This window comes from Streptomyces sp. NPDC018045, assembly GCF_044327445.1.
In the GTDB taxonomy this organism is placed as follows: Bacteria; Actinomycetota; Actinomycetes; order Streptomycetales; family Streptomycetaceae; genus Streptomyces.
Genome location: NZ_JBIRFL010000007.1, coordinates 1 through 23278, shown reverse-complemented (window position 1 = coordinate 23278; position 23278 = coordinate 1). Strand labels below are relative to the sequence as shown.

Here is a 23278-nt window from a genome sequence, read left to right as displayed (position 1 = left end):
CGCGGCCGTCGCTCGACCACCATGGGCGCCATGCCGCTGACCGACATGCCGTGGTGGCGCTGGCGCAGCAATGTGCGCTCCGCGCTGCACATGCTTTCCGACCCCGTCTTCCAGCGGGAGACCTGGCTGGCCGGCCTCCCGGGGTACGGGGACGTCACCGACGCCGTCTACCGGCTCGTCGAGGACACCTGGCTGGACAACTGGTCCGCCGAGAAGTACGTCGGCACGATCTTCCGCGATTCCCAGGAGGCGTCCCTGGTCGACGTGGCCGTCCTGCGGGTGCTGCGCATCATGCACCAGGTCGGCCCGGACGCCCCGGTGACCGCCTACCTGGAGCACCACGGCTGGCCGGAGGCGGTGCGGGCCGCGCGCGACGCGCACGTACGGATGGCGACGGCGGACGGTGAGGACCCGGACGCGGCGCCGCACTCCCTCGAAGTTCTGGCGATCATGACGCGGAGCACCGGCGCCCCGGCCTGAGGAAGCGGCCCGGCCGCCGCGGGACGGAGCACGGCCGGGAATGTGCGACCCTATGAGGTCATGAGCGACTCGCAGCCCCGTACCCCCGACCAGTACGTCCTCACCCTCTCCTGCCCGGACAAGCAGGGCATCGTGCACGCGGTGTCCAGCTACCTGTTCATGACCGGTTGCAACATCGAGGACAGCCAGCAGTTCGGGGACCACGACACCGGGCTCTTCTTCATGCGGGTCCACTTCAGCGCGGACGCCACGGTCAGCGTGGAGAAGCTGCGCGCCAGCTTCGCCGCGGTCGGCGACTCCTTCCAGATGGACTGGCAGATCCACCGCGCCGACGAGAAGATGCGCGTCGTCCTGATGGTGTCCAAGTTCGGGCACTGCCTCAACGACCTGCTCTTCCGCTCCCGGATCGGCGCGCTGCCGGTCGAGATCGCGGCCGTCGTCTCCAACCACACCGACTTCGCCGAGCTGGTCGGCTCCTACGGCGTCCCCTTCCACCACATCCCGGTGACCAAGGACACCAAGGCCGCCGCCGAGGCGCGGCTGCTGGAGCTGGTGCGGGAGGAGAACGTCGAGCTGGTCGTGCTCGCCCGCTACATGCAGGTGCTCTCCGACGACCTGTGCAAGGCACTGTCCGGGCGCATCATCAACATCCACCACTCCTTCCTGCCGAGCTTCAAGGGCGCCAAGCCCTATCACCAGGCGCACGCCCGCGGCGTCAAGCTCATCGGGGCCACCGCGCACTACGTGACGGCGGACCTCGACGAGGGCCCGATCATCGAGCAGGAGGTCGAGCGCGTCGGCCACGACGTCACGCCGGACCAGCTCGTGGCCGTCGGCCGGGACGTGGAGTGCCAGGCCCTGGCGCGCGCCGTGAAGTGGCACAGCGAGCGCCGCGTCCTGCTCAACGGCTCGCGCACGGTCGTCTTCGCGTAACGGCGCGAACGCCCCCGGACGGCCCGCCGAGGGCCGTCCGGTGGTCCGTCGACGGGGCTGTCCCGGCGCCTGGCGTCCGGCGGGCCCAGAGCCTCACAGCCGCGAGAGCGAGGCGGTGGCGAACAGCACGTCGCGGATCGCCTCCGGCTCGCCGTGCTGCCCGGCGGCCGTCTCCTCCGGCGGTACGTGCCCGGCCGCGAGCTGGCAGAACTCCAGGCTGTCCAGCGCGATGTGCGCGACCGTGCGGTCCGGTGTGCCGACGGCGCCCGGCGAGTCCAGGGATATGTACCAGTGGCCGCCGCCGCGCCCCTCGACCTCCAGATGCAGCGTACGGCCGGGCGCGCCCGCCTCGACCAGCCGCTGCGGCGGCGGCGCCAGCCCGGCCCGGCGCCGGGCGGCCAGCGCGCGGGGCAGCAGCCGGGCCGCCAGGTCGACCATGAGGTGCAGGTGCCCGGAGGCCGGGGCCTCGTACGGATAGTCCACCGCCTCGGCGATGTCGCCCGCGTGCACCCAGCACTCGAAGGCCCGGTCCAGGAAGGCGTCGCGCAGCGGCAGCCGGTCGCCCCCGTACGGCACGGTCAGTTCGGCGACGCCGTGGCCGGCGAAGGACACCGTCCGGATCAGGGTGTGGCTCTGGTCGCGCCACGGCGCGCGGGTGACGTGCGGGGCACGGCCGTCCGCCATCGCCTGCCAGCAGGCTTCCGTACGGTCACCGGGCCCGGCCGGTCCGTGCGGGGCGGCGGCGCCCAGCGGGTCGCCGAGACCGAGCGCGGCGGCGACCAGGCCGTCCACGGCCATCAGATGCCCGATGACCCCGGCGACGGTCGTGCGCCGCTCGGTGAGCCGCTCGCCCTCGAACCAGCGCAGCCGCACCGGCGCCCGCCACTCCGCCTCGCCCATGTCGCTGAGCAGCGCGTCCAGCTTGGCCGTCTCGGCGTCGTACGGGGCCGCCCACTCCGGAACGGGGATACGGGCCGGACGCCGGCCCAGGCAGCCCTCCAGCACGCGCGAGCGCAGCAGCGGGTCGAGGTCCAGCGGATCGGCGGGGTGCAGCAGGCCGACCGCGTCGCGCAGGCGCAGCGCCTCGTCCGCGCACGGTGCGCAGTCCGTGAGGTGCTCCTCGACGGCGGCCGTCTCCTCGGCGGAGCAGGCGGCCAGGGCCCACGCGCCCAGCAGGGACTTCAGCACCCGGTGCGGGGGCGGCGCGGGCGCGGGCGCGGCCGACGTGCGGGCATCGGCGGTCCCGCCCGTGGCGTCCGCGGGCGCCGTCTCCGGTCCGGGGCCCGGGTGCTTCGGTACGGGAGCGTCGGGTGTCGAGGGTGCCGGTACGGGAGCGTCCGCTGCCGGGGGCTCCGATGCGGGTGTGCCCGGCGCCGGTTCTGACGCGGGCGGGCCCGATGCCGGTGGTTCCGCCGGTGGCGGGGGCGCGTCGGGCAGCGGCCCGTTGTCCTCCGCCGCGGTGCGCGGGGACGGTATGCGGGGCCGGCCGCCGGAGCGGGGCGCGCCGCCCGGACCCGGGTCCTGCGGGCCGCCCGGGTCGTGCGGCTCGCGCCCGTCGCGCGGGCCGGCCCGGTCGTGCGCGTCACCCGGGTCGTACGGGTCGTGGTCGTGCGGGTCGTGCGGGTCCCACTCCTCCGGGCCGTTCACAGGTGCCGTCCGTATCCGGGGCCGCTCGGTCGGGGCGCCGTCCGGTCCGGCGGCAGGGCCTGGTGGTTGTGCGCGGTGGAGAGCAACTGCAGGCCCAGGCGCAGCCGCCGCCGGGCCTCGTCCTCGGTGACGCCGAGGTCGGCGGCGGTCTGGCGGTAGTCGCGGCGCTGGAAGTAGGCCAGCTCCAGGGCGGCGCGGAGCGGGGCGGGCATGGACGTGACGATGTAGTCGGCGCGGGCGGCGGTGGACGCCTCGCGGATCTGGCGCTCCAGCTCGGCGGGCTCGGGGGCGTCCTGGCCGCGGTCCAGGGCCGAGGCGGCCTCGGCCTGGCGCAGCCGGTGCACGGACTGGCGGTGGGCGAGCTGGGCCACCCAGGAGCGCAGCGAACCCTGCTTGGGGTCGTAGGAGTCGGGGTTCTCCCAGATGTAGCCGAACACTTCACGGGTGATGCGGTCGGCGGCCGTCTCACTGCCGAGGACCCGGCGGGCAAGGCTGTGCACCAGCGAAGCGAACCGGTCGTACAGCTCGCCGAGCGCGGCCGCCTCGCCGCGCGCCAGCCGCTGCTGCATCCGCCTGTCCCAGCGCGGCGGTGCGTCATGTCCCATCCGGCCCCCATCCCTCGCCGCCGCCGTGCCCCGGCCGCCCCCGCGCTCCACCGTGCCATCGAATGTAGTGGTCCGGTCCGACATCGATGCCCCTTTGCGGCAAATCCGCTGTGCCGGTGGCCTACGGATGGTATGGACACGGTCACTTTTGGCGGTAATGCCCGTTCATGGCGGATCGAAGCGCAACTGTTCGCTTCCGTATCTGCCGATGTGTTATCCGTGTGTGACCGGTTCCCGGGGAAAGTTCCCCGCTCACTGGGCATAGCCTTGGTAGGGAACGGCCCGTTGCGCAAAGAATTCTGAAGAGTTTCAGGGGAGAACGGCCGGGCAGTCGAGGCGGGAAGGGCGCATTCCGGTTGGTGCCGGGGGTGGCCCGTCCGCAAGCGAGCGAAAGGCTTCGAGCGCGTGTCGTTGAAGGTGACAGAAGGCGAGCAGGGTCGCTGGGCCGTATTGCAGGTCTCCGGCGAGATGGACCTGGTCACGTCGCCGGCGGTGCGCCAGCACGTGCACGACGCGGTGGCGGAGGGCCGCCGCAGCGTGGTGCTGGACCTCTCCGAGGTCCGGTTCTGCGACTCCAGCGGCGTCGGCGTGCTGATCGCCGCCCGCCGGCTGATGCGGTCCTGCCAGGGGCGGCTGCGGCTGATCCTGCCCGCCCAGGGCGCGGTGGACGGCTCGCACGTCAACCGGGTGCTCGCGGCGCTCGGTGTGCGCCGGCTCTTCGAGGTCTACCCCGACCTGAGCACGGCCGTCGACGAGGCGGCCGCCCCGCTCTCCGCGTAGCCCCGCGGAAATCCGCACGGACCCGCCGGGTGGGCGGACAGCCGTACGGGGACACCCTGCACACCCTCGAAATCGCTTTACGTGATCAGTAAATTACGCAGCGTTTCGGATCGTCGATCGAAGCCCGCACCTTTCGCCTCGAAACATTTCAGCCCCCAAACGCGATGTGACCGCCCCTCACCCGCACCTCCCTCTGACCTCTCACCCCGCGTCGCGCGGGAATTCCGCCCGGACGAGAAATCCGCCGTCCGCCGTGTGCCCGGCCTCCAGCAGTCCGCCCAGGCTCTGGGCGCGCTCGCGCAGGCCGACCAGCCCATGGCCGCCGCCCGGGAGCGCCGGGGTGGGCGCCGCGGCGTCCGGCGGCCCGTTGCGCACCTCGACCCGCAGGGCCCGCGGAGGTTTCGGCCCGGCGCCCCCGCCCCCGCCGCTGTCGCCGCCTCCGCCGCTGTCGCCGTCTCCGCCGCAGCCTCCAGCACCGTCTCCGCCTTCGGCCCCCGCGTCCCCCACCGCCGCGACCCGCACCCGTACCCGAGCGCCCGGCGCGTGCTTGCGTACGTTGGTCAGCGCCTCCTGGACGGTCCGGAAGACGGCCCGTTCCACGGCCTTCGCCCCGGCCGCCCCGGCCGGCACCTCGTGCTCGTAGTCGACGTCCAGGGCGCTCATCTCGATCAGCCGCGGCAGTTCGGCCAGGTCCGGCTGGAGCGCCAGGTCCCGCGCGCCCGCGCTGCCGCCGCCGGCCGCCCGCAGGATGCCGACCATGTGCCGCAGCTCCTCCAGGGTCCGCACGGACAGTTCGCGGATCGTCCGGGCCGACTCCCGCGCGGCCTCCTCCTCGGTGCTCACCTGCACCGCACCGGCCTGGAGGCTGATCAGGCTGACCTGGTGCGCGACCACGTCGTGCATCTCGCGGGCCAGCCGCGCCCGCTCGGTGGCCAGCACCCGGTCCGCGATCAGCCGGTTCTCGCGGCGCAGGCTGCGGGTCAGGTCGTCGACCCGGGCGGCGAGTTCGCGGCGGGTGCGCACCAGCAGGCCCAGCGCGATGGGCGCGGCCGAGGTCACCGTCGCGTCGATCAGCACCTGGATGTTCTCGCGGTACGCGCCCGGGTCCAGGTCGGAGAGCGGGTACGGGAAGAAGTGCGCGGCGATCAGCAGCCCGGCGCAGACGCCGGGCCGGGCGCGGCCGGGCCGGAGCGCGGCGAGGGTGTAGAGGGCGATCATCGGCGCGAACCAGATGTAGCCGATGTACAGGCCGGGGAGGGTGACCAGGAAGACGGCGAGCGGCAGCCGGCGCCGCAGCAGCAGCGCGGCGGCGGCGACCAGCGAGACGCCCGACTCCAGGCCCAGGTCCAGCCCGTTGACGAGGAAGGCGTCCACCATGGACAGGAGCACCGGCACGGCGAGGGACACGGCCCGGCGTATGCCACCGGGGAGGCCGCCGAACGCGCTCACCGAGGGCCGCCCGAGACGAGGCCCGCGCGGTCCGCGAGAATCGCCGCCTGGACGCGGTTGAGGCCGCCCAGCTTGCCCAGCAGCGTCCGTACATGGTCCTTGACGGTGCTCGGCGCCAGCCCCATCCGCGCCGCGATCTGCGCGTTGCCCAGACCCTCGCCCAGCAGGGCCAGCACCTCCGACTCCCGTGGCGTCAGCGCCCGTACGGCACGGGCCGCAGCGGCCTGGTCCTCGGCGGTGAGGAAGCCGCCGATCACGGCCCGGGTGACGCCCGGGTCCAGCACACTGCCGCCCTCGGCCAGGGTCCGCACGGCGCGGACGAGCTGCTCGGGGTCGGAGTCCTTGAGCAGGAAACCGGCCGCGCCCTCGCGCAGCGCCGCGGACAGGTACTCCTGCGCGTCGAACGTCGTCAGCATGGCCACGGCGGGCGGTTCGGGGGCGGCGCGCAGCCGGCGCAGCACGGTCAGCCCGTCCACGTCCGGCATCCGGATGTCGAGCAGTACGACGTCCGCCGCGCCGGCCAGCACGGTGTCCACGGCCTCGGCGCCGCCGCAGTCCGCGACCATCTCGATGTCCGGGGCGGTGCCCAGGATCATCCGCAGCCCGGATCTGACCAGCCGCTCGTCGTCCACCACCGCGACACGGATCACCGGCCGCCCCTCTCTGCATCGCGTCCTCGGGCCTGCCCGCCGCGTGGCGTGGCCGACCCCCGCCGGACGGCGGGGGTCGGTGCACGACCTGCGGAGGATGCCGTGAGGTGGCGCCCGCGGGCAGAGTGCCTTTCATGCTGCACCACGGAGGCGGCCACAAGCCGTCCAGGCGGTGCAGCTCACAGTGAGAGTGTGTCCGGCCCCCGGCCGGGCGACCGGACACAGCCTCCGACGGCCGCCGCGACCCCCACACGCGGCGGCCGTCGCCGGTGGACCCGCCGACCCGCTTCCGGGCCCGTCACCGGCAGGCCCGCCGACCCGCTTCCGGGCCCGTCACCGGCAGGCCCGCCGACCCGCTTCCGGGCCCGTCACCGGCAGGTCCTTCGGCCCGCCTCCGTGCCCGCCACCGGCCGGGGCCACCCATCTCCGTACCTGCCGACCGGCCGGGGCCGCACGACTCCACACCTGCTGACCAGCCAGAACCACCCGGCTCCGGGCCCGCCGCCCGGCCGGGCCCGCCCGCCTCCACCCCCGCCGCCCGGTCGAGTCCCACCCGTCTCCGGACAACTTCTGCCCCGCCCGTTGCCTCCGGTCACTGCCGCCTCTAGGTTGTCCGCGATCCGCGCCACGCCTGCCCGTTGGGCGTTCCGCGGGCCACCACCCCCTCGGAGCACGGCCTCCCCGGGGCACGGCTCGGCATCGCTTCGGAGGCTTCTTCGTGCACAGACCCCGGCGTACCCCCACACCGCCCGGCACGTCCATACCCGCCCGGGCGACTCGTCGCAGCCGTACGGGAATCCGCGTGGCCGCCGCCGCGGCCGGCCTCGCGCTCGTCGGCGGCGCAGCGGTCGCCGCCCCCACCGCCGCGGCCTCTGCCGCCACTTCGGCTTCCCCCGCCCACTCCGCGGCCCCGGCCTCGGCGCCGCCGCCCGGGGCCGCCCGTACTCAGCAGGTCGAGTACTTCACCGGTCCGCAGGGGCACCCCCGGCACACCACCGTCCCGGTCGCCACCCCCGAGCGCCTGGCCCGCGCCCACCGCGCCCGCTCCGCCGCAGAGCTGGCCGCCGACGGCACCGTGACCTCGGTCATCCGCAACGGCCCCACCGCGAAGAAGGTCGACGTCGTCATCGTCGGCGACGGCTACACCCTCGCCCAGCAGAAGGACTTCCACGCCGACGCGAAGGCGAAGTGGGCGCAGATCGCCGCCGTCGAGCCGTACGCCGCGAACCGCTCGCTGTTCAACGTCTGGACCGTGGACGCCGTCTCCAATCAGTCCGGCGTCTCCGGCGACCCGTCCAAGGGCGTGGTCAAGGACACCGCCCTGGACGCCCGCTTCTGGTGTGACGACATCGAACGCCTGCTGTGCGTGGACACCGGCAAGGTCGAGTCGTACGCCTCCAAGGCCCCGGATGCCGACCTCGTGCTCGTCCTCGGCAATTCCGCCAAGTACGGCGGCGCGGGCTACAACGACGTCACCTCGCCCGTCGGGTACGACGGCATCGCCACCGCCTCCTCCGACCACCGCGACTCCGCGCAGGTGGCGGTCCACGAGACGGGCCACTCCCTCGGGAAGCTGGCCGACGAGTACGTGTACGACACCAACGGCACGTACAGCGGCCCGGAGCCGGCCGCGCCCAACATCACCAGGATGAGCGCCGCGCAGATGAAGGCGCAGAAGGCGAAGTGGTACCGCTACCTCGGCCAGAACTCGCCGGACGGCGGCAAGGTCGGCGCCTACGAGGGCGGCGGCTACTACCCGCGCGGCCTCAACCGGCCCACCGAGAACTCGATCATGCGCACGCTGGGCCGCGAGTTCAACCTGCCCGGCCGTCAGGCCATGATCGATGGCTTCCACCGCCATACGGGCCGCTCCGCTGCCCCTGGTAGGAGCCGTACGCACTGAACGAGCGGCCGGTCGCCAGGACCACCACCGAGGTCGTGGCGGCCAGTTCGTACGCCGTCATCGCCAGCGACAACGCGCTCTCGCCCGTGACGAACGGGCCGCCGAAGAACCCGGTGACGGTCAGCAGCACCACCGTCCGCACGGTCAGGTACAGCTCGACCGCGGCGAACACCAGGAGCGCGCCGCGCACATCGCGGTTGCTGCGGACGGCGAGCACGCCGAGCACCAGCAGGGCGGTCACCGAGGAGAGCGTGGTGAACTCGCCGGACTGGGAGAGCCGGACGGCTCCGTTCACGGAGCCGTCCACCGCCCGGCGCAGATAGGACCCGAGGTCGACATGTTCCTCGGCCATGCCCCACGCCGTCCAGGCGAGCCGGGTCCCGCCCATGACCAGGAACAGCACCCCGCAGATACGGGAGAGCCGGCGCCGCCACCAGGAGTCCGTGTCGGCGCACGACCGTTGCGCCGGCCCGGGCCGCTCCCCGCCCTCCGCGGACTGCCCGGCCGCCCCCGCCCGTTCCGTGGCCCGGAGCAGCGACACGACCACCACCAGGGCGGCCAGCAGCCCCAGGGCCCGCGTCGCCAGCACCCAGCCGCCGAGCGGCTCCAGGGCGTACGACCGGCGGTATCCGGCGTGGCACAGGCCGACGGCCTCGCGCGCGGACTGGGCCAGGATCACCCAGCCCAGCAGCAGCGCGCCCGTACGCGCCACCCGCCGCAGGGCCAGCGCGCCGGCCGCGACCGCCAGCAGCGCGACGACCAGGGCCCATTCGCCCGGCCCGAGCGTCCACATGAAGAAGGAGGCGCGCGGGTCGAAGAGCCCTTCGAAGAAGTCCCAGACGCTGCCGTCGCCCTGGACGATCCCGTACACCGTCCAGGCGGTCAGCGCGCCGCCGTAGAGCCCGAGGGCGGCGCCCGCCGTGCGGTACGCGCGCTCGTGCCCGGCCGCCGCCCGGCCGGGGTCGGGGCCGGGCCGGACGTCCACCGCACCGCCGTCCTGTATCACCATGTCCGACCCCCGATCCGCCACGCCGTGCTCACCCGCGCCGGCCCGTGCGCTGCCGACTGCCCACTTGTCGCCGCCCTGTTCCCACTGCCGTGTGCTGCTGCCGCCTCACTGTGTCAAGGACGGCGGCGGAGGCGGCGGAGGTTCCCTCGCGTGTGTCGTGGGGCACTGCCGTACGCGGGGTCACCGTGCCCCACCGCGCACCGTCCGGCCGGGCTTCCCACTCTCTGCCCCCGGGCGCGCGCCGCAATCGTGTGCAACCGACCCGTGCGCCTCTCGTGCATCCCGCGTCTCCCCGACATCGGCCGCCGGCGCCGGGCCGTTGGGGCAAGATGACCCCATGGGGAGCTTGCGGGGTGAGGGCCGGCTCATCGCCGGCCGCTACCGCCTGGGCGAACGGCTGGGCCGCGGCGGCATGGGTACGGTCTGGCGCGCCACCGACGAGTTGCTGCGCCGCCAGGTGGCGGTCAAGGAACTGCACCTGGACGACGGCCCGGCCGGCGCGGACCCCGGGGCGCAGCGGGCGCGCGCGATGCGCGAGGCCCGGACCGTCGCGCAGATCAAGCACCCGAACGTGATCGTCCTGCACGACGTCGTCGAGCAGGACGCCCGCCCCTGGATCGTCATGGAGCTGATCGTCGGCCCCTCCCTCGCCGACCGGCTGGCCGGCGGCGGGCCGCTCGCGCCCCGCGAGGTGGCGCGCATCGGACTGGCCCTGCTCGGCGCGCTGCGCGTGGCCCACGCGCGCGGTGTCCTGCACCGCGACATCAAGCCCGCCAACGTCCTGCTGGAGGAGGGCTCCGGCCGGATCGTCCTCACCGACTTCGGAGTGGCCCAGGTCCCCGGCAGCCCGACGCTGACCGAGGCGGGCGGCTTCGTCGGCTCACCGGAGTACACCGCGCCCGAGCGGATGGCCGGCCGGCACGCCGGGCCGGCGGCGGACCTGTGGTCGGTCGGTGTGCTGCTGTGCGCGGCGCTCAGCGGGCGGACGCCGTTCCACCGCGACTCGCTGGGCGGCGTGCTGAACGCGGTCGTGCACGACGAGATCGAACTGCCGGAGCCGGCCCGGCCGCTGCTGGCCGTGGTCCGCGGCCTGCTGGAGCGGGACCCGGACCGGCGGCTGGACATCGCGGGCACGGAACGGCTGTTGCGCGGCTACCTCCAGTCGGGCCGGGCCCCCGGGACGCCGCCGCCCGCGCCCGCCGCCCCCGAACGTCCGGTGCCCGCGCCGGAGCCGGGCCGGCCGCCCGGTGTCCCGATACCGGACGCCCTGGCGGACCGGGCGCTGGCCGCGGCGGCCCGCCCGCACACCGGCCGCGCGCGCACCGCGCTCCTCACGGGCCTGGCCGTGTGCCTGCTCGCGGGGGCGGGCGTGGGCCTCGCGGCGCTGGTCCTCAGGGACGGGGACGGGCCCGCGGACGGGAAGGACGGCGGGCCCCGGACCACGCAGTCGCGGCCGTCGCAGGAACGTTCGGGCACGCCGGGTACGGCCACCACCGCCCCCGGCCCCGACAGCACCGCCCCACCGGGCTACTTCATGGCGCGCGACCCCCTCGGCTTCGCTCTCGCCGTCCCCGACGGCTTCGCCCGCTCCTACGAGGCGCCGCGCGTCTTCTACCACTCCGCGGGCCGGCGCCACCGGATCGGCATACACCTCCGCAAGCAGACCTCCGCCGGGCCGCTGGACGCGATGCGCCGCGCCGACGCGGAAGGCCCCGACCGCTACCCCGGCTACCGCGACGGCACGGTCTCGCGCGCCACGCACCGCGGCCGGCCCGCCGCCCTGTGGGAGTTCACCTGGGACGGCGGTCCGCAGGACGGCGGCCCCCGGCACACCTTCGACCTGAGCTGGGAGGAGGGCGGCAGGACGTACGACGTGTGGGTCTCGGCGCCGCTCGCCGAACGCGAGTGGGCGAAACGGCACTTCACGACCGCCCTGCGCACCTTTCACCCGGTGGAGCCCGGCCCGGGCGGCTGATCCCGTGCCGTGCGCAGGGGGTGCCGGGAAGAGTGTCCTGAGGCGGTGCCGCCTGCCGGGTCGGGGAAGGAGCCGTTCCCGGCCCGGGCGCCGACGGTGACCGTGCCTGCCGAGGGCGCGGCCCGCGAGGACGGCGACGCGCTGTCCGCGTACGGGCGGAGCGTTCGAAGAGCCAGGAAATCCTCGGGGGCGGGGCCGTCGCGGCCCTGGCCGCCATGGTGCCCCGCGCCCGTAAGCCCCAGCACAGCGGCCTTGTGGCCAGTGAATACTGGCGCGATTGTGCCCACCGCGTGAAAACTCATTACCGGTGGGTACCCAAAGCGTCCGGCGCGGCATACGCTCGCCCGCATGACGGACTCGCAGGACACCGGAACCCGCCCCTCCGTACCCGTCGGCGCCGCGCCCGCCGCCGACCGGAACGCCCCCGCCGGCGGCAACCCCGTCGCCCGCGCCGTCGCCGGCACCCGTACCGCCGCCGACGTGGTCACCCCGCACCTGGTCACCCGCCTCACCCGCGGCGTGACCGGCAGCGGCCGGACCGCCAACCACACGCCGTTCACCGGCGAGAAGCTGGCGGACCTGCCCGAGTCCACCCCCGAGGACGTCGCCACCGCCTTCGAACGCGCCCGCACCGCCCAGCGTGCCTGGGCCGACGTGCCCGTACGGCAGCGCGCCGCCGTCCTGCTGCGCTTCCACGACCTGGTGCTCCGCCGCCAGGCCGAGGTGCTGGACCTGATCCAGTTGGAGACCGGCAAGGCCCGGCTGCACGCCCACGAGGAGATCCAGGCCGTCGCCGTCGCCGCCCGCCACTACGGCCGCAAGGCCCCCGCGTACCTGCGGCCCCGGGGCCACACCGGCGTCGTACCGACCCTCACCAAGGTCACCGAACTGCGCCAGCCGCGCGGCGTCGTGGGGCAGATCGCGCCGTGGAACTACCCCTTCGAGCTGTCCGTCGGCGACGCGCTGCCCGCCTTCGCCGCGGGCAACGCCGTCGTCATGAAGCCCGACACCGAGACCGCGCTGACCGCCCTGTGGGCCCGTGAGCAGCTCATCGAGGCCGGGCTGCCCCCGGAGGTCTGGCAGGTCGTCCTCGGTGCCGGCCCGGTCGTCGGCCCGGAGGTCGTCAGGCGCGCCGACTACGTCTCCTTCACCGGCTCCACCCGCACCGGCCGCGAGGTCGCCCGGGGCGCCGCCGACCGCCTGGTCGGCGTCTCCCTCGAACTCGGCGGCAAGAACGCCATGCTGGTGCTGCGCGACGCCGACGTGGACCGGGCCGCGGCGGGCGCCGTACGCGGCTGCTTCTCCTCGGCGGGTCAGCTCTGCATCTCCATAGAGCGGCTGTACGTCCACGAGTCCATAGCCGACGCCTTCGTGGAGCGCTTCGCCGCCCGCACCAAGGCGATGCGCCTGGGCAACGCCCTCGCCTACGGCGCCGACATGGGGTCGCTGGTCGGCGAGCGACAGTTGGAGACCGTCACCCGGCACGTGGACGAGGCCGTCGCCAAGGGCGCCAAGCTCGTCGCCGGCGGCCGCCCCCGCCCCGACATCGGCCCGCTGTTCTACGAGCCCACCATCCTCGACGGCGTCGAGCCCCCGATGGCCGTGTGCGAGGAGGAGACCTTCGGACCCGTCGTGTCCCTCTACCGCTTCCGCGACGAGGACGAGGCGGTGGCCCGCGCCAACGCCACCCCGTACGGCCTGAACTCCAGCGTCTGGACCAGGGACGGCCGCCGCGGCCGCGCCGTCGCCGCCCGGCTGCGCACCGGCACCGTCAACGTCAACGAGGCGTATGCCGCCGGATACGGCAGCGTCCAGTCCCCGATGGGCGGCATGGGCGACTCCGGACTCGGCCGCCGCCACGGCTCCGAGGGCATCCTCAAGTACACCGAGGCGCAGACCGTCGCCCACCAGCGCCTCATGCCGCTCGCCCCGTCGTTCGGCATGGACGACGAGAAGTACGCGGCGTTCATGACCCGCAGCCTGCGCGCGATGAAGGCGTTCCGCCTCCGCTGAGGCGCCCGGACCCCGCCGAGACGCCCCGCCCCGCCGAGACACGGGCCCCGCGCCCGCCCGAGACCGAGGGAGTGCCAGTGCCCCAGGACCACCCTGCCCAGAAACAGCGCGACACGTCCGTGGCCGGGTACGACTACGACGTGCTCGTCATCGGCTCGGGCTTCGGCGGCTCCGTCTCCGCGCTCCGCCTGACCGAGAAGGGCTACCGCGTCGGCGTCCTGGAGGCCGGGCGCCGCTTCACCCGCGCCACGCTGCCCAAGAACTCCTGGGACCTGAGGAACTACCTGTGGGCGCCCGCCCTCGGCTGCTACGGCATCCAGCGCGTGCACCTGCTCGGCAACGTCATGGTCCTGGCGGGCGCCGGCGTCGGCGGCGGCTCCCTCAACTACGCCAACACCCTCTACGTACCGCCCCGGCAGTTCTTCGACGACCGGCAGTGGGGCCACATCACCGACTGGCGGGACGAGCTGAAGCCGTACTACGACCAGGCCCGGCGGATGCTCGGCGTACGGCTCAACCCGACCATGACCCCCTCGGACGTCCACCTCAAGGCCACCGCCGAGAAGATGGGCGTCGGTGACACCTTCCACATGGCGCCGGTGGGAGTCTTCTTCGGCGACGGCGAGGACACCGACGGCACGGCGCGGGCCGCCCCCGGCACCGAGGTCCCGGACCCGTACTTCGGCGGCGCGGGCCCCGCCCGCACGGCGTGCACCGAATGCGGCGAGTGCATGACCGGCTGCCGGCACGGCGCCAAGAACACCCTCACCGAGAACTACCTCCACCTCGCGGAGCGGGCCGGTGCCGTCATCCACCCGATGACCTCCGTCGTCACCCTCACCGAGGACTCCCGCGGCGGCCACGCCGTCGGCACCCTGCCCACCGACGACAAGCGCAAGGGCCAGGGCCGCACCTTCACCGCCCGCCGGGTGGTCGTCGCCGCCGGCACGTACGGCACCCAGACGCTCCTGCACCGGATGAAGGACAGCGGCCTGCTGCCCCGGATCTCCGGCAGGCTCGGCGAACTGACCCGCACCAACTCCGAGGCGCTGGTCGGCGCGCAGACCGACGACCGCCGCTACCGCACGGCGCACGGCGAGCCGAAGGCCGACTTCACGCGCGGCGTCGCGATCACCTCGTCCATCCACCCCGACGCGGACACCCACATCGAGCCGGTGCGTTACGGCAAGGGGTCCAACGCGATGGGCAGCCTGTCCGTCCTCCAGGTCCCGGTCGCCACCCACGCGCCCCGCGCCCTGGCCTGGGCGGCGAACTGCGCCCGCCACCCGCTCCTGCTGCTGCGCTCGCTGTCGAACCGCCGCTGGTCGGAGCGGACCATCATCGGCCTGGTCATGCAGTCCCTGGACAACTCGCTGACCACGTACCGCAAGCCGGGCGGCCTCGGCAAGGGACTGCTCACCGCGCGCCAGGGCCACGGCGCGCCCAACCCCCAGCAGATCCCCGCGGCCACCGAGGCGGCCACGCTGCTCGCGCAGGAGATCAACGGCTTCGCGGGCAGCAACGTCGGCGAGCTGATGGGCACCCCGCTGACCGCGCACTTCCTGGGCGGCTGCCCGATCGGCGAGGACGCGGACCACGGCGTGATCGACCCGTACCACCGCCTGTACGGGCACCCCGGCATCTCGGTGGTCGACGGCTCGGCAATCTCCGCCAACCTCGGCGTCAACCCGTCGCTGACCATCACCGCCCAGGCCGAACGCGCCATGTCCTTCTGGCCGAACAACGGTGAGGAGGACACCCGCCCCGCGCCGGGCCGCCCCTACCGGCGGCTGTCCGCGGTGGCGCCGCGGCGCCCGGCCGTGCCGGAGGAAGCGTTCGCCGCCCTGCGCCTGCCGCTGCTGCCCGTCCCGGCCGTCCCGCCGAAGGCGCGGACCACGGCGCGGCCGGAGAGCTGAGAGCCGTACGGACGCACCTTCCCGGTACGGATCGCGCCCCCGGTACGGCCCGTACGCCCCGGGTACGGCCCGTACCCGGTGCGCCCGCCCTCCGGCTCGGGCCGCGTCGGCACCCCTGCGGCGGCGTACGGCGGACACCGCGCCCGCGCCGCGGACGACCGCCGCCGCTCCCGAGTGCGCGATGACCGGCAGCCCGGAGGACGTGCCGGTCTCGGCCCGCTTCCCGGTGACCGGCAGGTGCGCCTGCTGCTCGGTCCCGCCGCGCGGCGCCGGGCGGTTGGGGCGCGTGCCGGGCCGTCACCGGGCGTCCGGTACGTGGCCGGGCTTGCTGCGGCCCGCGGGCAGGAGGGTGAACGGATGGTCCACGGCGTCCGAGTAGCCGCAGGTGAGGTCCGCGTTCAGGTACCAGCCCACGCTCACCGCGCCGCCGTGGCCGGCGGGCGTCCTGGCGTCGGCCTTCAGCCGTAGCTCGGCCTCCGCGTACTCCCCGGGGCCCAGGCCGTCCGCACCGGCGACCGAGGCGAAGTAGCCGTCGCCCTCCTCGGGACCCGCGACCGGCCTCCACCGGCCCGCCGCCGCGTCGAACCATTCGAGGGTCAGGTGCCCGGAGATGTCCTCGGTGGTCTCGTTCTCCAGGGCATAGATCTGCGCAGCCGCCTGTACGGACAGGAGGTGCCCGGCGGTGACGTTGGTGGCGCGGTAGGTGAAGCCCACCCACCCGGACCCGGCGACGATCGTGCCGGGCAGTCCGCGGAGTTCGGCTTTGACCGCCCGTTCGCTGGACCAGTCCTGGCATTCCGGGCCGGGCGTCGACGTCGGCGTCGCCGACGGGGTGGCGGTGGCGGACGCGGTGGCCGTCGGAGCCGGTTCGGGTGTCCCGGTGGCGTACGCGGCGGGTGCCGCCGACAGGGCGGCGGGGAGCATGGCGGCCGTCGCGGTGACGGCGGCCAGGGCACGGCGGAGCTTCATCGTGAAGACCTCTCGGGGACGAAGTGCCGTGCTGACGGCACCAGTTCGGTACGGGCCGTCGCGGTGGGGCGCGGGATGGCCGGGCGATTGCAGTCACTGACCGTGCAGTTACTGACCGGCCCTGACCGGAAAAGGTTGCACGGCTGCGGGCACGGCGCGGGAAACCGGCCGTGGCGCAGGGTCGGCCGGCCTCGGCGGAGCATCGCCCGGCCATAGCGAAGGGCCCCGGGTCGCCGCCCGCGAGGGGGGTGCGGGCGGCCGCGGGGCCCTTGGCTTTCGGCGCCGGCGTCAGGGCAGCGTCGGCGCCGAGGGGGCGGCGCCTGGGGGGGGAATGGGCGCCGCTGGCTCTCAAGTTGTCCGGGGGCGGGCACCCCCGCGGGTGCGGCGTCCGCTGCTCCGACGCCGGTGGCTCCGGCGCTCGTACGCCGTGCGGCGGTCCGGACCGCCGACGGTGCCGCCACCCACTCGGGGCACGGCGTGCCGCGTTCACTGCCCCGCATCGGGCACGGTGTGCCGCTCTTGTGCATCGTGCTGGACGCGCCACATTCGGCGCAACCGTTTCGACCGGATGCGGTCGGCCCCAGGCGTCCCCGGAACCGACCGCCCCATCGGATGTGACCGGGCTGCTGTCCCCTGCTGACCGGTCACAACACCGCAGCGAGGTCCCACGACGCGGACCGCTCCAAGTCGGTCGGCGTCTCATCGCTCCGGCGGATCCGCCCACGGGCGGCGTCTACGCGTAGTCCTGCTGACCGCACCTGGCTGGCGTGGCACCCGGAACAACGAAGTGCGGCGGGGGCCGGTCACGGCGCCGTACGGGTGAGTCGGCCACGGCCCCGAATCAGTCGCGAACCCGGCGCCCGATCCGGCCGCGGTCCCGGCCGTGCTCCCAGATCCGGCCCCGGCTTCGGCCCCGGCCCGACTCCGGCTCAGTCCCGACTCCGCCTGCGGCTCCGGCTCAGTTCCGACCCCGACCCCGGCCCCGTTCTCAGACCCGCCCCCGGCACAGCTCCAGCAGCGTCATGGCGAGGGCGGTGCCGGGCCGACCGAGCTGCCCCCGGTAGTGCTCCAGCACCTCCATCTCGCGCGACAGGTTCACCCGGCGCCCGCCGGAGCCGATGCGCTCGCGCTGGATCACGGCCGAGACGGCCATGCGCTCCTGGACGAGGCCGATGATCCGGCCGTCGAGATCGTCGATCCGTTCCCGGGCGTCCGTGATCACACCCGCCGCCGCCTCGGTGCGCGCACCGGTGTCGGGCTTGACCGCGTGCCGTGTCGCGGGCGCCGTCGTGGCCTTGGCCACAGGGATCGTCGCCGGGTCCGTAACCGCCTGGATACCGCTCATGTCCGTCACTCACTCCTGGAGATCATGACCCCCGCAGCCGCCGTCCGCACCGCTCCGGCCCCGCCACTCCCACCAAACACAGAGCGCCCCGGGCCTTGTCGGCCCGGGGCGCCTGGGAAGTCGCTCGTCAGTTGATCAAGCAGCACGACCATGGCAGCCGGACGGGCCGGTGCCATAGGTAAAGACGAAGGTGGGCTGCTTGTACATGGCGCTCAGTATGAGCCCGTTAGAATCGAAAGTCCAACCCCTTGCACCACCACCGCCGGAAGGCCGCCGAAGTGCCATCAGCGTCACCTGCTGCCGCCCCCGACGTCGTCCTGGTAGTCGACTTCGGCGCGCAGTACGCCCAGCTCATCGCCCGCCGCGTACGCGAGGCCCGGGTCTACAGCGAGATCGTGCCGTCCACCATGCCGGTGGCCGACATGCTCGCCAAGAACCCCAAGGCGATCATTCTCTCCGGCGGCCCGTCGTCGGTCTACGCCGAGGACGCGCCCAGCCTGGACCGCTCCCTGTTCGAGGCCGGCGTCCCGGTCTTCGGCATGTGCTACGGCTTCCAGCTCATGGCCACCACCCTCGGCGGCACGGTCGACAACACCGGCGCCCGTGAGTACGGCCGTACCGATCTGCACGTCTCCAAGAACGCCTCGACCCTCTTCGAGGGCACCCCGGCCGAGCAGCCCGTGTGGATGTCGCACGGCGACGCCTGCTCCGCCGCGCCCGAGGGCTTCACCGTCACGGCCTCCACCGACATGGTCCCGGTCGCCGCCTTCGAGAACGACGAGAAGAAGCTGTACGGCGTGCAGTACCACCCCGAGGTGATGCACTCCACCCACGGCCAGCAGGTTCTGGAGCACTTCCTCTACCGGGGAGCGGGCATCGAGCCGGTGTGGACCACCACCAACGTCGTCGACGAGCAGGTCGCCGCCATCCGCGAGCAGGTCGGCAGCGCGCGGGCGATCTGCGGGCTGTCCGGCGGCGTGGACTCCGCGGTGGCCGCCGCCCTCGTCCAGAAGGCCATCGGCGACCAGCTCACCTGCGTGTACGTCGACCACGGCCTGATGCGCAAGGGCGAGACCGAACAGGTCGAGAAGGACTTCGTGGCCGCCACCGGCGTCCAGCTCAAGGTCGTCGACGCCTCCGAGCGCTTCCTGAAGGCGCTGGCCGGCGTCTCCGACCCGGAGCAGAAGCGGAAGATCATCGGCCGCGAGTTCATCCGGGTCTTCGAGCAGGCTCAGGCGGAGATCGTCGCCGAGTCCGGCGCGGCCGGCGAGCCCGTGAAGTTCCTGGTCCAGGGCACGCTCTACCCGGACATCGTGGAGTCCGGCGGCGGCACCGGCACCGCGAACATCAAGTCGCACCACAACGTCGGCGGCCTCCCCGAGGACCTGGAGTTCGAGCTCATCGAGCCGCTCCGCCAGCTCTTCAAGGACGAGGTCCGCGCGGTCGGCGCCGAGCTGGGCCTGCCGGACGAGATCGTCCAGCGCCAGCCCTTCCCCGGCCCCGGCCTGGGCATCCGCATCGTCGGTGAGGTCACGCGCGAGCGCCTCGACCTCCTCCGCGCGGCCGACGCCATCGCCCGCGAGGAACTGACCGCGGCCGGCCTGGACCGTGAGATCTGGCAGTGCCCGGTGGTCCTCCTCGCCGACGTCCGCTCCGTCGGCGTCCAGGGCGACGGCCGCTCCTACGGCCACCCGATCGTGCTGCGTCCGGTCTCCTCCGAGGACGCGATGACCGCGGACTGGACCCGTATGCCGTACGACGTCCTGGCCCGCATCTCCACCCGCATCACCAACGAGGTCGCCGACGTCAACCGTGTCGTCCTCGACGTCACCAGCAAGCCCCCGGGCACCATCGAGTGGGAGTGACCCCCTCGTAGGTCCCCCGCCCAGGTCACACCGCAACCGTCGCTCATCAGTCTGGGCGGCGGTTGCGGCGTTCTGGATGGGTACGCTGGCCGTACGGTCCGGAATCCCGTCCATGGGAGGACTCATGACCGCTGAGATCGCGTGCCACTGGCCCGTGCCTCCGCCGGACGGTTACACCGTGGACGACCTGCTGACCCTGCCCGACCTCCCGCCGCATACGGAGTTGCTCGACGGGAGTTTGGTTTTTGTGGGCCCACAAAGGTTTTTTCCGCAGCGTCGTGATCGATGCGTGGGTCAGCGGGCTGCGACGCACGGCGCCACCGCACCTGACCGTCGCGCGCGAGATGACGGTGCTGATCGACGAGCGCAACGGTCCCGAGCCCGACATCACGGTGGTGCGGGCCGCGGCGGTGCGTCACTCGGACCAGACGCGTTTCCAGGTGCGGGACGTCCTGCTCGCCGTCGAAGTCCTTTCTCCCGAATCCGAGGCACGGGACCGCGACACCAAGCCGCACAAATACGCGAACGCGGGTATTCCGCACTTCTGGCGGGTCGAACAGGCGGGGCCCGGTGGCTACCCCGTCGTGCAGGTCTTCGAGCTGGACGGGAAAACCCACACCTACCGCTCCGTGGACCTCTTCCGGGAGCAGGTGAAACTGAGCGCTCCCTTCGACATCGACATCGACCTCACCGAGATCGACCTCACCGAGATCGCCCTCCCGTGAGCGTTGACGCGTGCTGGTGAGACTCCCATGATGAGTTCCGTATAACGGTGACAAGAGCCCGCGATGCGGAAACCAAGGGGAGTGTCGCGTAATGAGCACGATCGGTTTCATCGGCCTCGGCATCATGGGCAGCCCGATGGCGGTCAACCTCGCCAAGGCCGGGCATGCCGTGACCGGCTGGAACCGCAGCCCCGGGCGGGCCGGGGCGCTGGTGGCGGCCGGTGGTGCGGAAGCGGCGACCATCGCGGACGCCGTGCGCGACGCCGATGTCGTCATCACCATGGTTCCGGCGTCGCCGCAGGTGGAGGCGGTCGCGTACGGGCCGGACGGCATCCTGGAGAACGCCCGCCCCGGCGCCCTGCTGATCGACATGTCGTCCATCACCCCGCAGACCTCCGTGGCGCTGGCCGCTGCCGGGGCCGAGAAGGGCATCCGGGTACTGGACGCCCCGGTGTCCGGTGGTGAGGCGGGTGCCGTCGAAGGCGTCCTGTCGATCATGGTGGGCGGGGAGCCGGCGGACTTCGAGGCCGCCGGGCCCGTCTTCGAGGCGCTGGGCACGACCGTCGTACGCTGCGGCCCGCACGGCGCCGGGCAGACCGTCAAGGCCGCCAACCAGTTGATCGTCGCGGTCAACCTCCAGGCGTGCGCCGAGGCGGTCGTCTTCCTGGAGAAGTCGGGGGTGGACCTCGCCGCCGCCCTCGATGTCCTCAACGGCGGCCTGGCGGGCTCCACCGTGCTCACCCGCAAGAAGGCGAACCTCCTCGCCCAGGACTTCGCGCCGGGCTTCAAGCTGGAGCTGCACCACAAGGACATGGGCATCGTCACCGACGCCGCCCGCGCCGTCGGCGCCACGATCCCGGTCGGCGCCGCCGCGGCCCAACTGGTCGCCTCGGCCGTGGCGCGCGGCGACGGCGGCCTGGACCACTCGGCCCTGCTCCGAGGTGTGCAGCAGCTCAGCGGGTACGAGATCGCGGACGCCAAGTCCGAGTAGCGGGGGCGGGTCCGTACGGCCGCGCACGGGGGTTCCCGGGCCCGCCGTCTGCTCAGCGCGCGCCCGGCGCCCGCGCCCCGTAGCGGAGGCCGTCGACGAGGAGGGCGACCATGCGCTGGGTGTGCCCGGTGCCGTCCTCGTCGGCGGGCGTGGTCAGGTTGGCCACGGCGCGCAGCAGGTTCTCCGGGTCCAGCTCCAGGTCGGAGCGGATGGCGCCCGCGCGCGCCGCCGTGTCGAGAAGGGTGCTGAGGACGGGCACGAAGCGCTGCCGGAAATAGCCGGGCAGGCTGTCGTAGGCCGGATCCCCTGAGTGCAGCGCGCTGCTGAGGCCGCGCTTCGTGGCGATGAAGCCCGCGAACCGCTGGAGCCAGCGGGCGAGCGCGTCGGCCGGTTCGTACTCGGCCATGAGGGCGGGGGCGGCCTCGGCGCAGGCGTCGACCTCACGCCGGAAGACCGCGGCGATCAGGTCCGTGCGCTGCGGGAAGTGGCGGTAGAGGGTGCCGGCTCCGACGCCCGCCTTGGCGGTGATCTGCCGTACGGGGGCGTCGACTCCCGAGGTGGCGAAGACCTCCGCGGCCGCCGTGAGCAGGGCGTCGGTGCTGCGCTGTGCGTCGGCGCGCACGCGCTTGCCGGGGCGTCCGGCCGCGGCGCCCGCGCCGGTCTCCTGCCGCGTGCCCTCGCTCACGTTCCTCCTCCACCCATGGAACGCCGTTCCGTTTACGTCGCTGCCAGCGTAGCGCGCGGCGCCGGGCCCCCGGCCACGGTCGGCCTCCGCTCACCGGTCGGGTACCGGTCGCGATCAGCTCCGCCCTACCCTGCCGGGCACCGGCCACGGCCGGCTCCAGCCCCCCGCCGGGCACCGGCCACGGTCGGGGCTTCCACCCACCACCGGGCACCGGCCCACGGGCGCCTCGCGACCGCCTCACCGGAGCCAGAAGCGGGTCCGCTCCAGCCATACGTCGAGCAGGTGCCGGTCGCCGATGGTCTCCACGCCCCCGGCGACGGCGGGCCGCCCGTACAGGAAGAGCACCAGGTCGGTGATGGTGCCGCGGACGGCGACCGCGGCCTTCTCATGGGTGGGGCGCCAGACGGGGGCCTCGCCGGTGAGGTCGACGAACCATTCCGCCGCCGTGTCCGTGGCGTGGAAGTGGAGGGTGCGGCCGGGGCCGAGCAGGGTGGGTGAGCCGGGCTGCTCCTCGGCGATCTCCTCGACCGCGTGGAAGCCCATCCACTCGTCGAGGGCGTCGCGCGCCACGTCCGCGTCCAGGACGTACTCCCGGCCGGCCGCCAGCGCGGCGTCGGCCCGGTGGAGAGCTGTCTCGTGTGTCATCCGGCGGGCCCAGAACACGGGCGTCCCGCCGGGTGCCACGGTCCACACCGGTACGTCGGGACCGGCGGCCCGCAGGGTGTCCGAGAGCCGGGTGGCGCCCTCGGCGAGCAGGGCGTCCAGCGCGGCCGGGTCCTCGCCGGTAAGCCGCGGCGTCTCGTTGACCAGGTCGTCGGCGACGGGCTCCGTCGACCGGGTGCCGACGATCGTCTCGACCCAGCGGTGCGCGCCGTTGACGTGCCGGATCAACTGGCCGAGGTTCCAGCCGGGGCAGGACGGCACCGTGGCCGTCGGGTCCGAGCCCTTGACGGTGGAACGCAGCAGGTCGGCCTGGTGGACGATCTCGGCGCAGTAGCGGTCGTAACCCAGGGGAGTACCGGTCGTGGCAGCCATGGGGGCACCGTAGTGGCCGCCTCGCCGCTTCCGTAGCGAATTTCCCCGGCGGCGCGGGAGGTACGGGCCTGCGTGGGAGGTACGGGCCCGGGTGTGATCGCCCGGGAACCGAAAGCGGCCGTTCCGGACAGGTTCCCTTTCGGGCACCCGGCCACGGAACAGCCGCTCAGGGGGCGTTGGTCAGCCGATGGGGTTGACGAAGGTGGCGGGGTGGGTGGCGCCCATCTGGTCGACGAGCGGGCCCCAGGGCCACTTCAGGGTCAGGGAGGTGGTCTCGTTGGGCGGCGTGACGGCGACGGTGGC

General features: G+C 73.9%; 18 protein-coding genes and 2 pseudogenes. 10 read left to right on the top strand and 10 right to left on the bottom strand.

Features of this window, described 5'->3' with window-relative positions:
* Positions 1-21 precede the first annotated feature (21 nt).
* Entirely contained in the window at positions 22-480 is a 459-nt protein-coding gene (locus tag ACH4EB_RS18355) for a hypothetical protein (RefSeq protein ID WP_398348861.1), read from the top strand.
* A 60-nt stretch (positions 481-540) separates the two neighbouring features.
* The gene (purU, locus tag ACH4EB_RS18350; protein ID WP_398348565.1) at positions 541-1413 is read left to right on the top strand and encodes a formyltetrahydrofolate deformylase; all 873 of its coding nucleotides are present in this window, start codon (positions 541-543) and stop codon (positions 1411-1413) included.
* Positions 1414-1506: 93 nt separating this feature from the next.
* On the opposite strand, the gene ACH4EB_RS18345 is transcribed toward purU, so the two are convergent.
* Together ACH4EB_RS18345 and ACH4EB_RS18340 are read right to left on the bottom strand one after the other, a co-directional pair.
* Entirely contained in the window at positions 1507-3060 is a 1554-nt protein-coding gene (locus tag ACH4EB_RS18345) for a zf-HC2 domain-containing protein (protein ID WP_398348564.1), read from the bottom strand.
* A complete protein-coding gene (locus ACH4EB_RS18340; RefSeq protein WP_398348563.1) occupies positions 3057-3665 on the bottom strand; it encodes a sigma-70 family RNA polymerase sigma factor in 609 nt (202 codons plus the stop codon). Before ACH4EB_RS18340 ends, ACH4EB_RS18345 begins: the two co-directional genes overlap by 4 nt.
* A gap of 405 nt (positions 3666-4070) precedes the next feature.
* Between ACH4EB_RS18340 and ACH4EB_RS18335 the strand changes: the two genes are divergently transcribed.
* The gene (locus tag ACH4EB_RS18335) at positions 4071-4445 is read left to right on the top strand and encodes an STAS domain-containing protein (RefSeq protein ID WP_398348562.1); all 375 of its coding nucleotides are present in this window, start codon (positions 4071-4073) and stop codon (positions 4443-4445) included.
* 201 nt (positions 4446-4646) lie between these two features.
* Here the strand turns inward: ACH4EB_RS18335 and ACH4EB_RS18330 are convergent, their stop codons facing one another.
* Together ACH4EB_RS18330 and ACH4EB_RS18325 are read right to left on the bottom strand one after the other, a co-directional pair.
* On the bottom strand, positions 4647-5852 hold the full coding sequence (locus tag ACH4EB_RS18330) for a sensor histidine kinase (protein WP_398348561.1): 1206 nt from the start codon (positions 5850-5852) through the stop codon (positions 4647-4649).
* A 38-nt stretch (positions 5853-5890) separates the two neighbouring features.
* The gene (locus tag ACH4EB_RS18325; RefSeq protein ID WP_398348560.1) at positions 5891-6544 is read right to left on the bottom strand and encodes a response regulator; all 654 of its coding nucleotides are present in this window, start codon (positions 6542-6544) and stop codon (positions 5891-5893) included.
* Between the two features lie 802 nt (positions 6545-7346).
* On the opposite strand from ACH4EB_RS18325, the gene ACH4EB_RS18320 reads away from it, so the two are divergent.
* A complete protein-coding gene (locus tag ACH4EB_RS18320) occupies positions 7347-8447 on the top strand; it encodes a M64 family metallopeptidase (RefSeq protein ID WP_398348559.1) in 1101 nt (366 codons plus the stop codon).
* On the opposite strand, the gene ACH4EB_RS18315 is transcribed toward ACH4EB_RS18320, so the two are convergent.
* Positions 8359-9456, bottom strand: coding sequence for a hypothetical protein (locus tag ACH4EB_RS18315; protein ID WP_398348558.1), 1098 nt, complete (start codon positions 9454-9456; stop codon positions 8359-8361). The genes ACH4EB_RS18320 and ACH4EB_RS18315 overlap by 89 nt on opposite strands.
* A gap of 337 nt (positions 9457-9793) precedes the next feature.
* Here ACH4EB_RS18315 and ACH4EB_RS18310 point away from each other — a divergent pair, with 337 nt between their 5' ends.
* The 3 genes from ACH4EB_RS18310 (at position 9794) to ACH4EB_RS18300 (ending at position 15360) form a co-directional block, all read left to right on the top strand.
* Positions 9794-11431 carry a serine/threonine-protein kinase gene (locus ACH4EB_RS18310; protein WP_398348557.1) on the top strand — a complete coding sequence of 546 codons (1638 nt, stop codon included), beginning with the start codon at positions 9794-9796 and terminating at the stop codon, positions 11429-11431.
* 348 nt (positions 11432-11779) lie between these two features.
* On the top strand, positions 11780-13444 hold the full coding sequence (locus ACH4EB_RS18305; protein WP_398348556.1) for a succinic semialdehyde dehydrogenase: 1665 nt from the start codon (positions 11780-11782) through the stop codon (positions 13442-13444).
* Positions 13445-13521: 77 nt separating this feature from the next.
* Positions 13522-15360: a GMC family oxidoreductase N-terminal domain-containing protein gene (locus tag ACH4EB_RS18300; RefSeq protein WP_398348555.1), complete on the top strand. Its 1839-nt coding sequence runs from the start codon at positions 13522-13524 to the stop codon at positions 15358-15360.
* A 297-nt stretch (positions 15361-15657) separates the two neighbouring features.
* Here the strand turns inward: ACH4EB_RS18300 and ACH4EB_RS18295 are convergent, their stop codons facing one another.
* Together ACH4EB_RS18295 and ACH4EB_RS18290 are read right to left on the bottom strand one after the other, a co-directional pair.
* Positions 15658-16329 (bottom strand): hypothetical protein, encoded by a 672-nt coding sequence (locus ACH4EB_RS18295; RefSeq protein WP_398348554.1) that lies wholly within the window; start codon positions 16327-16329, stop codon positions 15658-15660.
* A 988-nt stretch (positions 16330-17317) separates the two neighbouring features.
* A complete protein-coding gene (locus ACH4EB_RS18290) occupies positions 17318-17674 on the bottom strand; it encodes a chorismate mutase (RefSeq protein ID WP_398348553.1) in 357 nt (118 codons plus the stop codon).
* 278 nt (positions 17675-17952) lie between these two features.
* Here ACH4EB_RS18290 and guaA point away from each other — a divergent pair, with 278 nt between their 5' ends.
* The 3 genes and pseudogenes from guaA to ACH4EB_RS18275 all read left to right on the top strand — a co-directional run bounded on the left by guaA (position 17953) and on the right by ACH4EB_RS18275 (position 21255).
* Positions 17953-19539 carry a glutamine-hydrolyzing GMP synthase gene (guaA, locus tag ACH4EB_RS18285; RefSeq protein WP_398348552.1) on the top strand — a complete coding sequence of 529 codons (1587 nt, stop codon included), beginning with the start codon at positions 17953-17955 and terminating at the stop codon, positions 19537-19539.
* Positions 19540-19651: 112 nt separating this feature from the next.
* Positions 19652-20264, top strand: a pseudogene (locus ACH4EB_RS18280) (Uma2 family endonuclease).
* A gap of 91 nt (positions 20265-20355) precedes the next feature.
* Entirely contained in the window at positions 20356-21255 is a 900-nt protein-coding gene (locus tag ACH4EB_RS18275; protein WP_398348551.1) for a 2-hydroxy-3-oxopropionate reductase, read from the top strand.
* Positions 21256-21307: 52 nt separating this feature from the next.
* Here ACH4EB_RS18275 and ACH4EB_RS18270 read toward each other — a convergent pair whose 3' ends face one another.
* The 3 genes and pseudogenes from ACH4EB_RS18270 to ACH4EB_RS18260 all read right to left on the bottom strand — a co-directional run.
* On the bottom strand, positions 21308-21940 hold the full coding sequence (locus ACH4EB_RS18270; RefSeq protein WP_398348550.1) for a TetR/AcrR family transcriptional regulator: 633 nt from the start codon (positions 21938-21940) through the stop codon (positions 21308-21310).
* Positions 21941-22177: 237 nt separating this feature from the next.
* A complete protein-coding gene (locus ACH4EB_RS18265; RefSeq protein ID WP_398348549.1) occupies positions 22178-22975 on the bottom strand; it encodes a maleylpyruvate isomerase family mycothiol-dependent enzyme in 798 nt (265 codons plus the stop codon).
* A gap of 180 nt (positions 22976-23155) precedes the next feature.
* Positions 23156-23278: pseudogene (locus tag ACH4EB_RS18260) on the bottom strand (DUF4232 domain-containing protein); the annotation flags it as partial.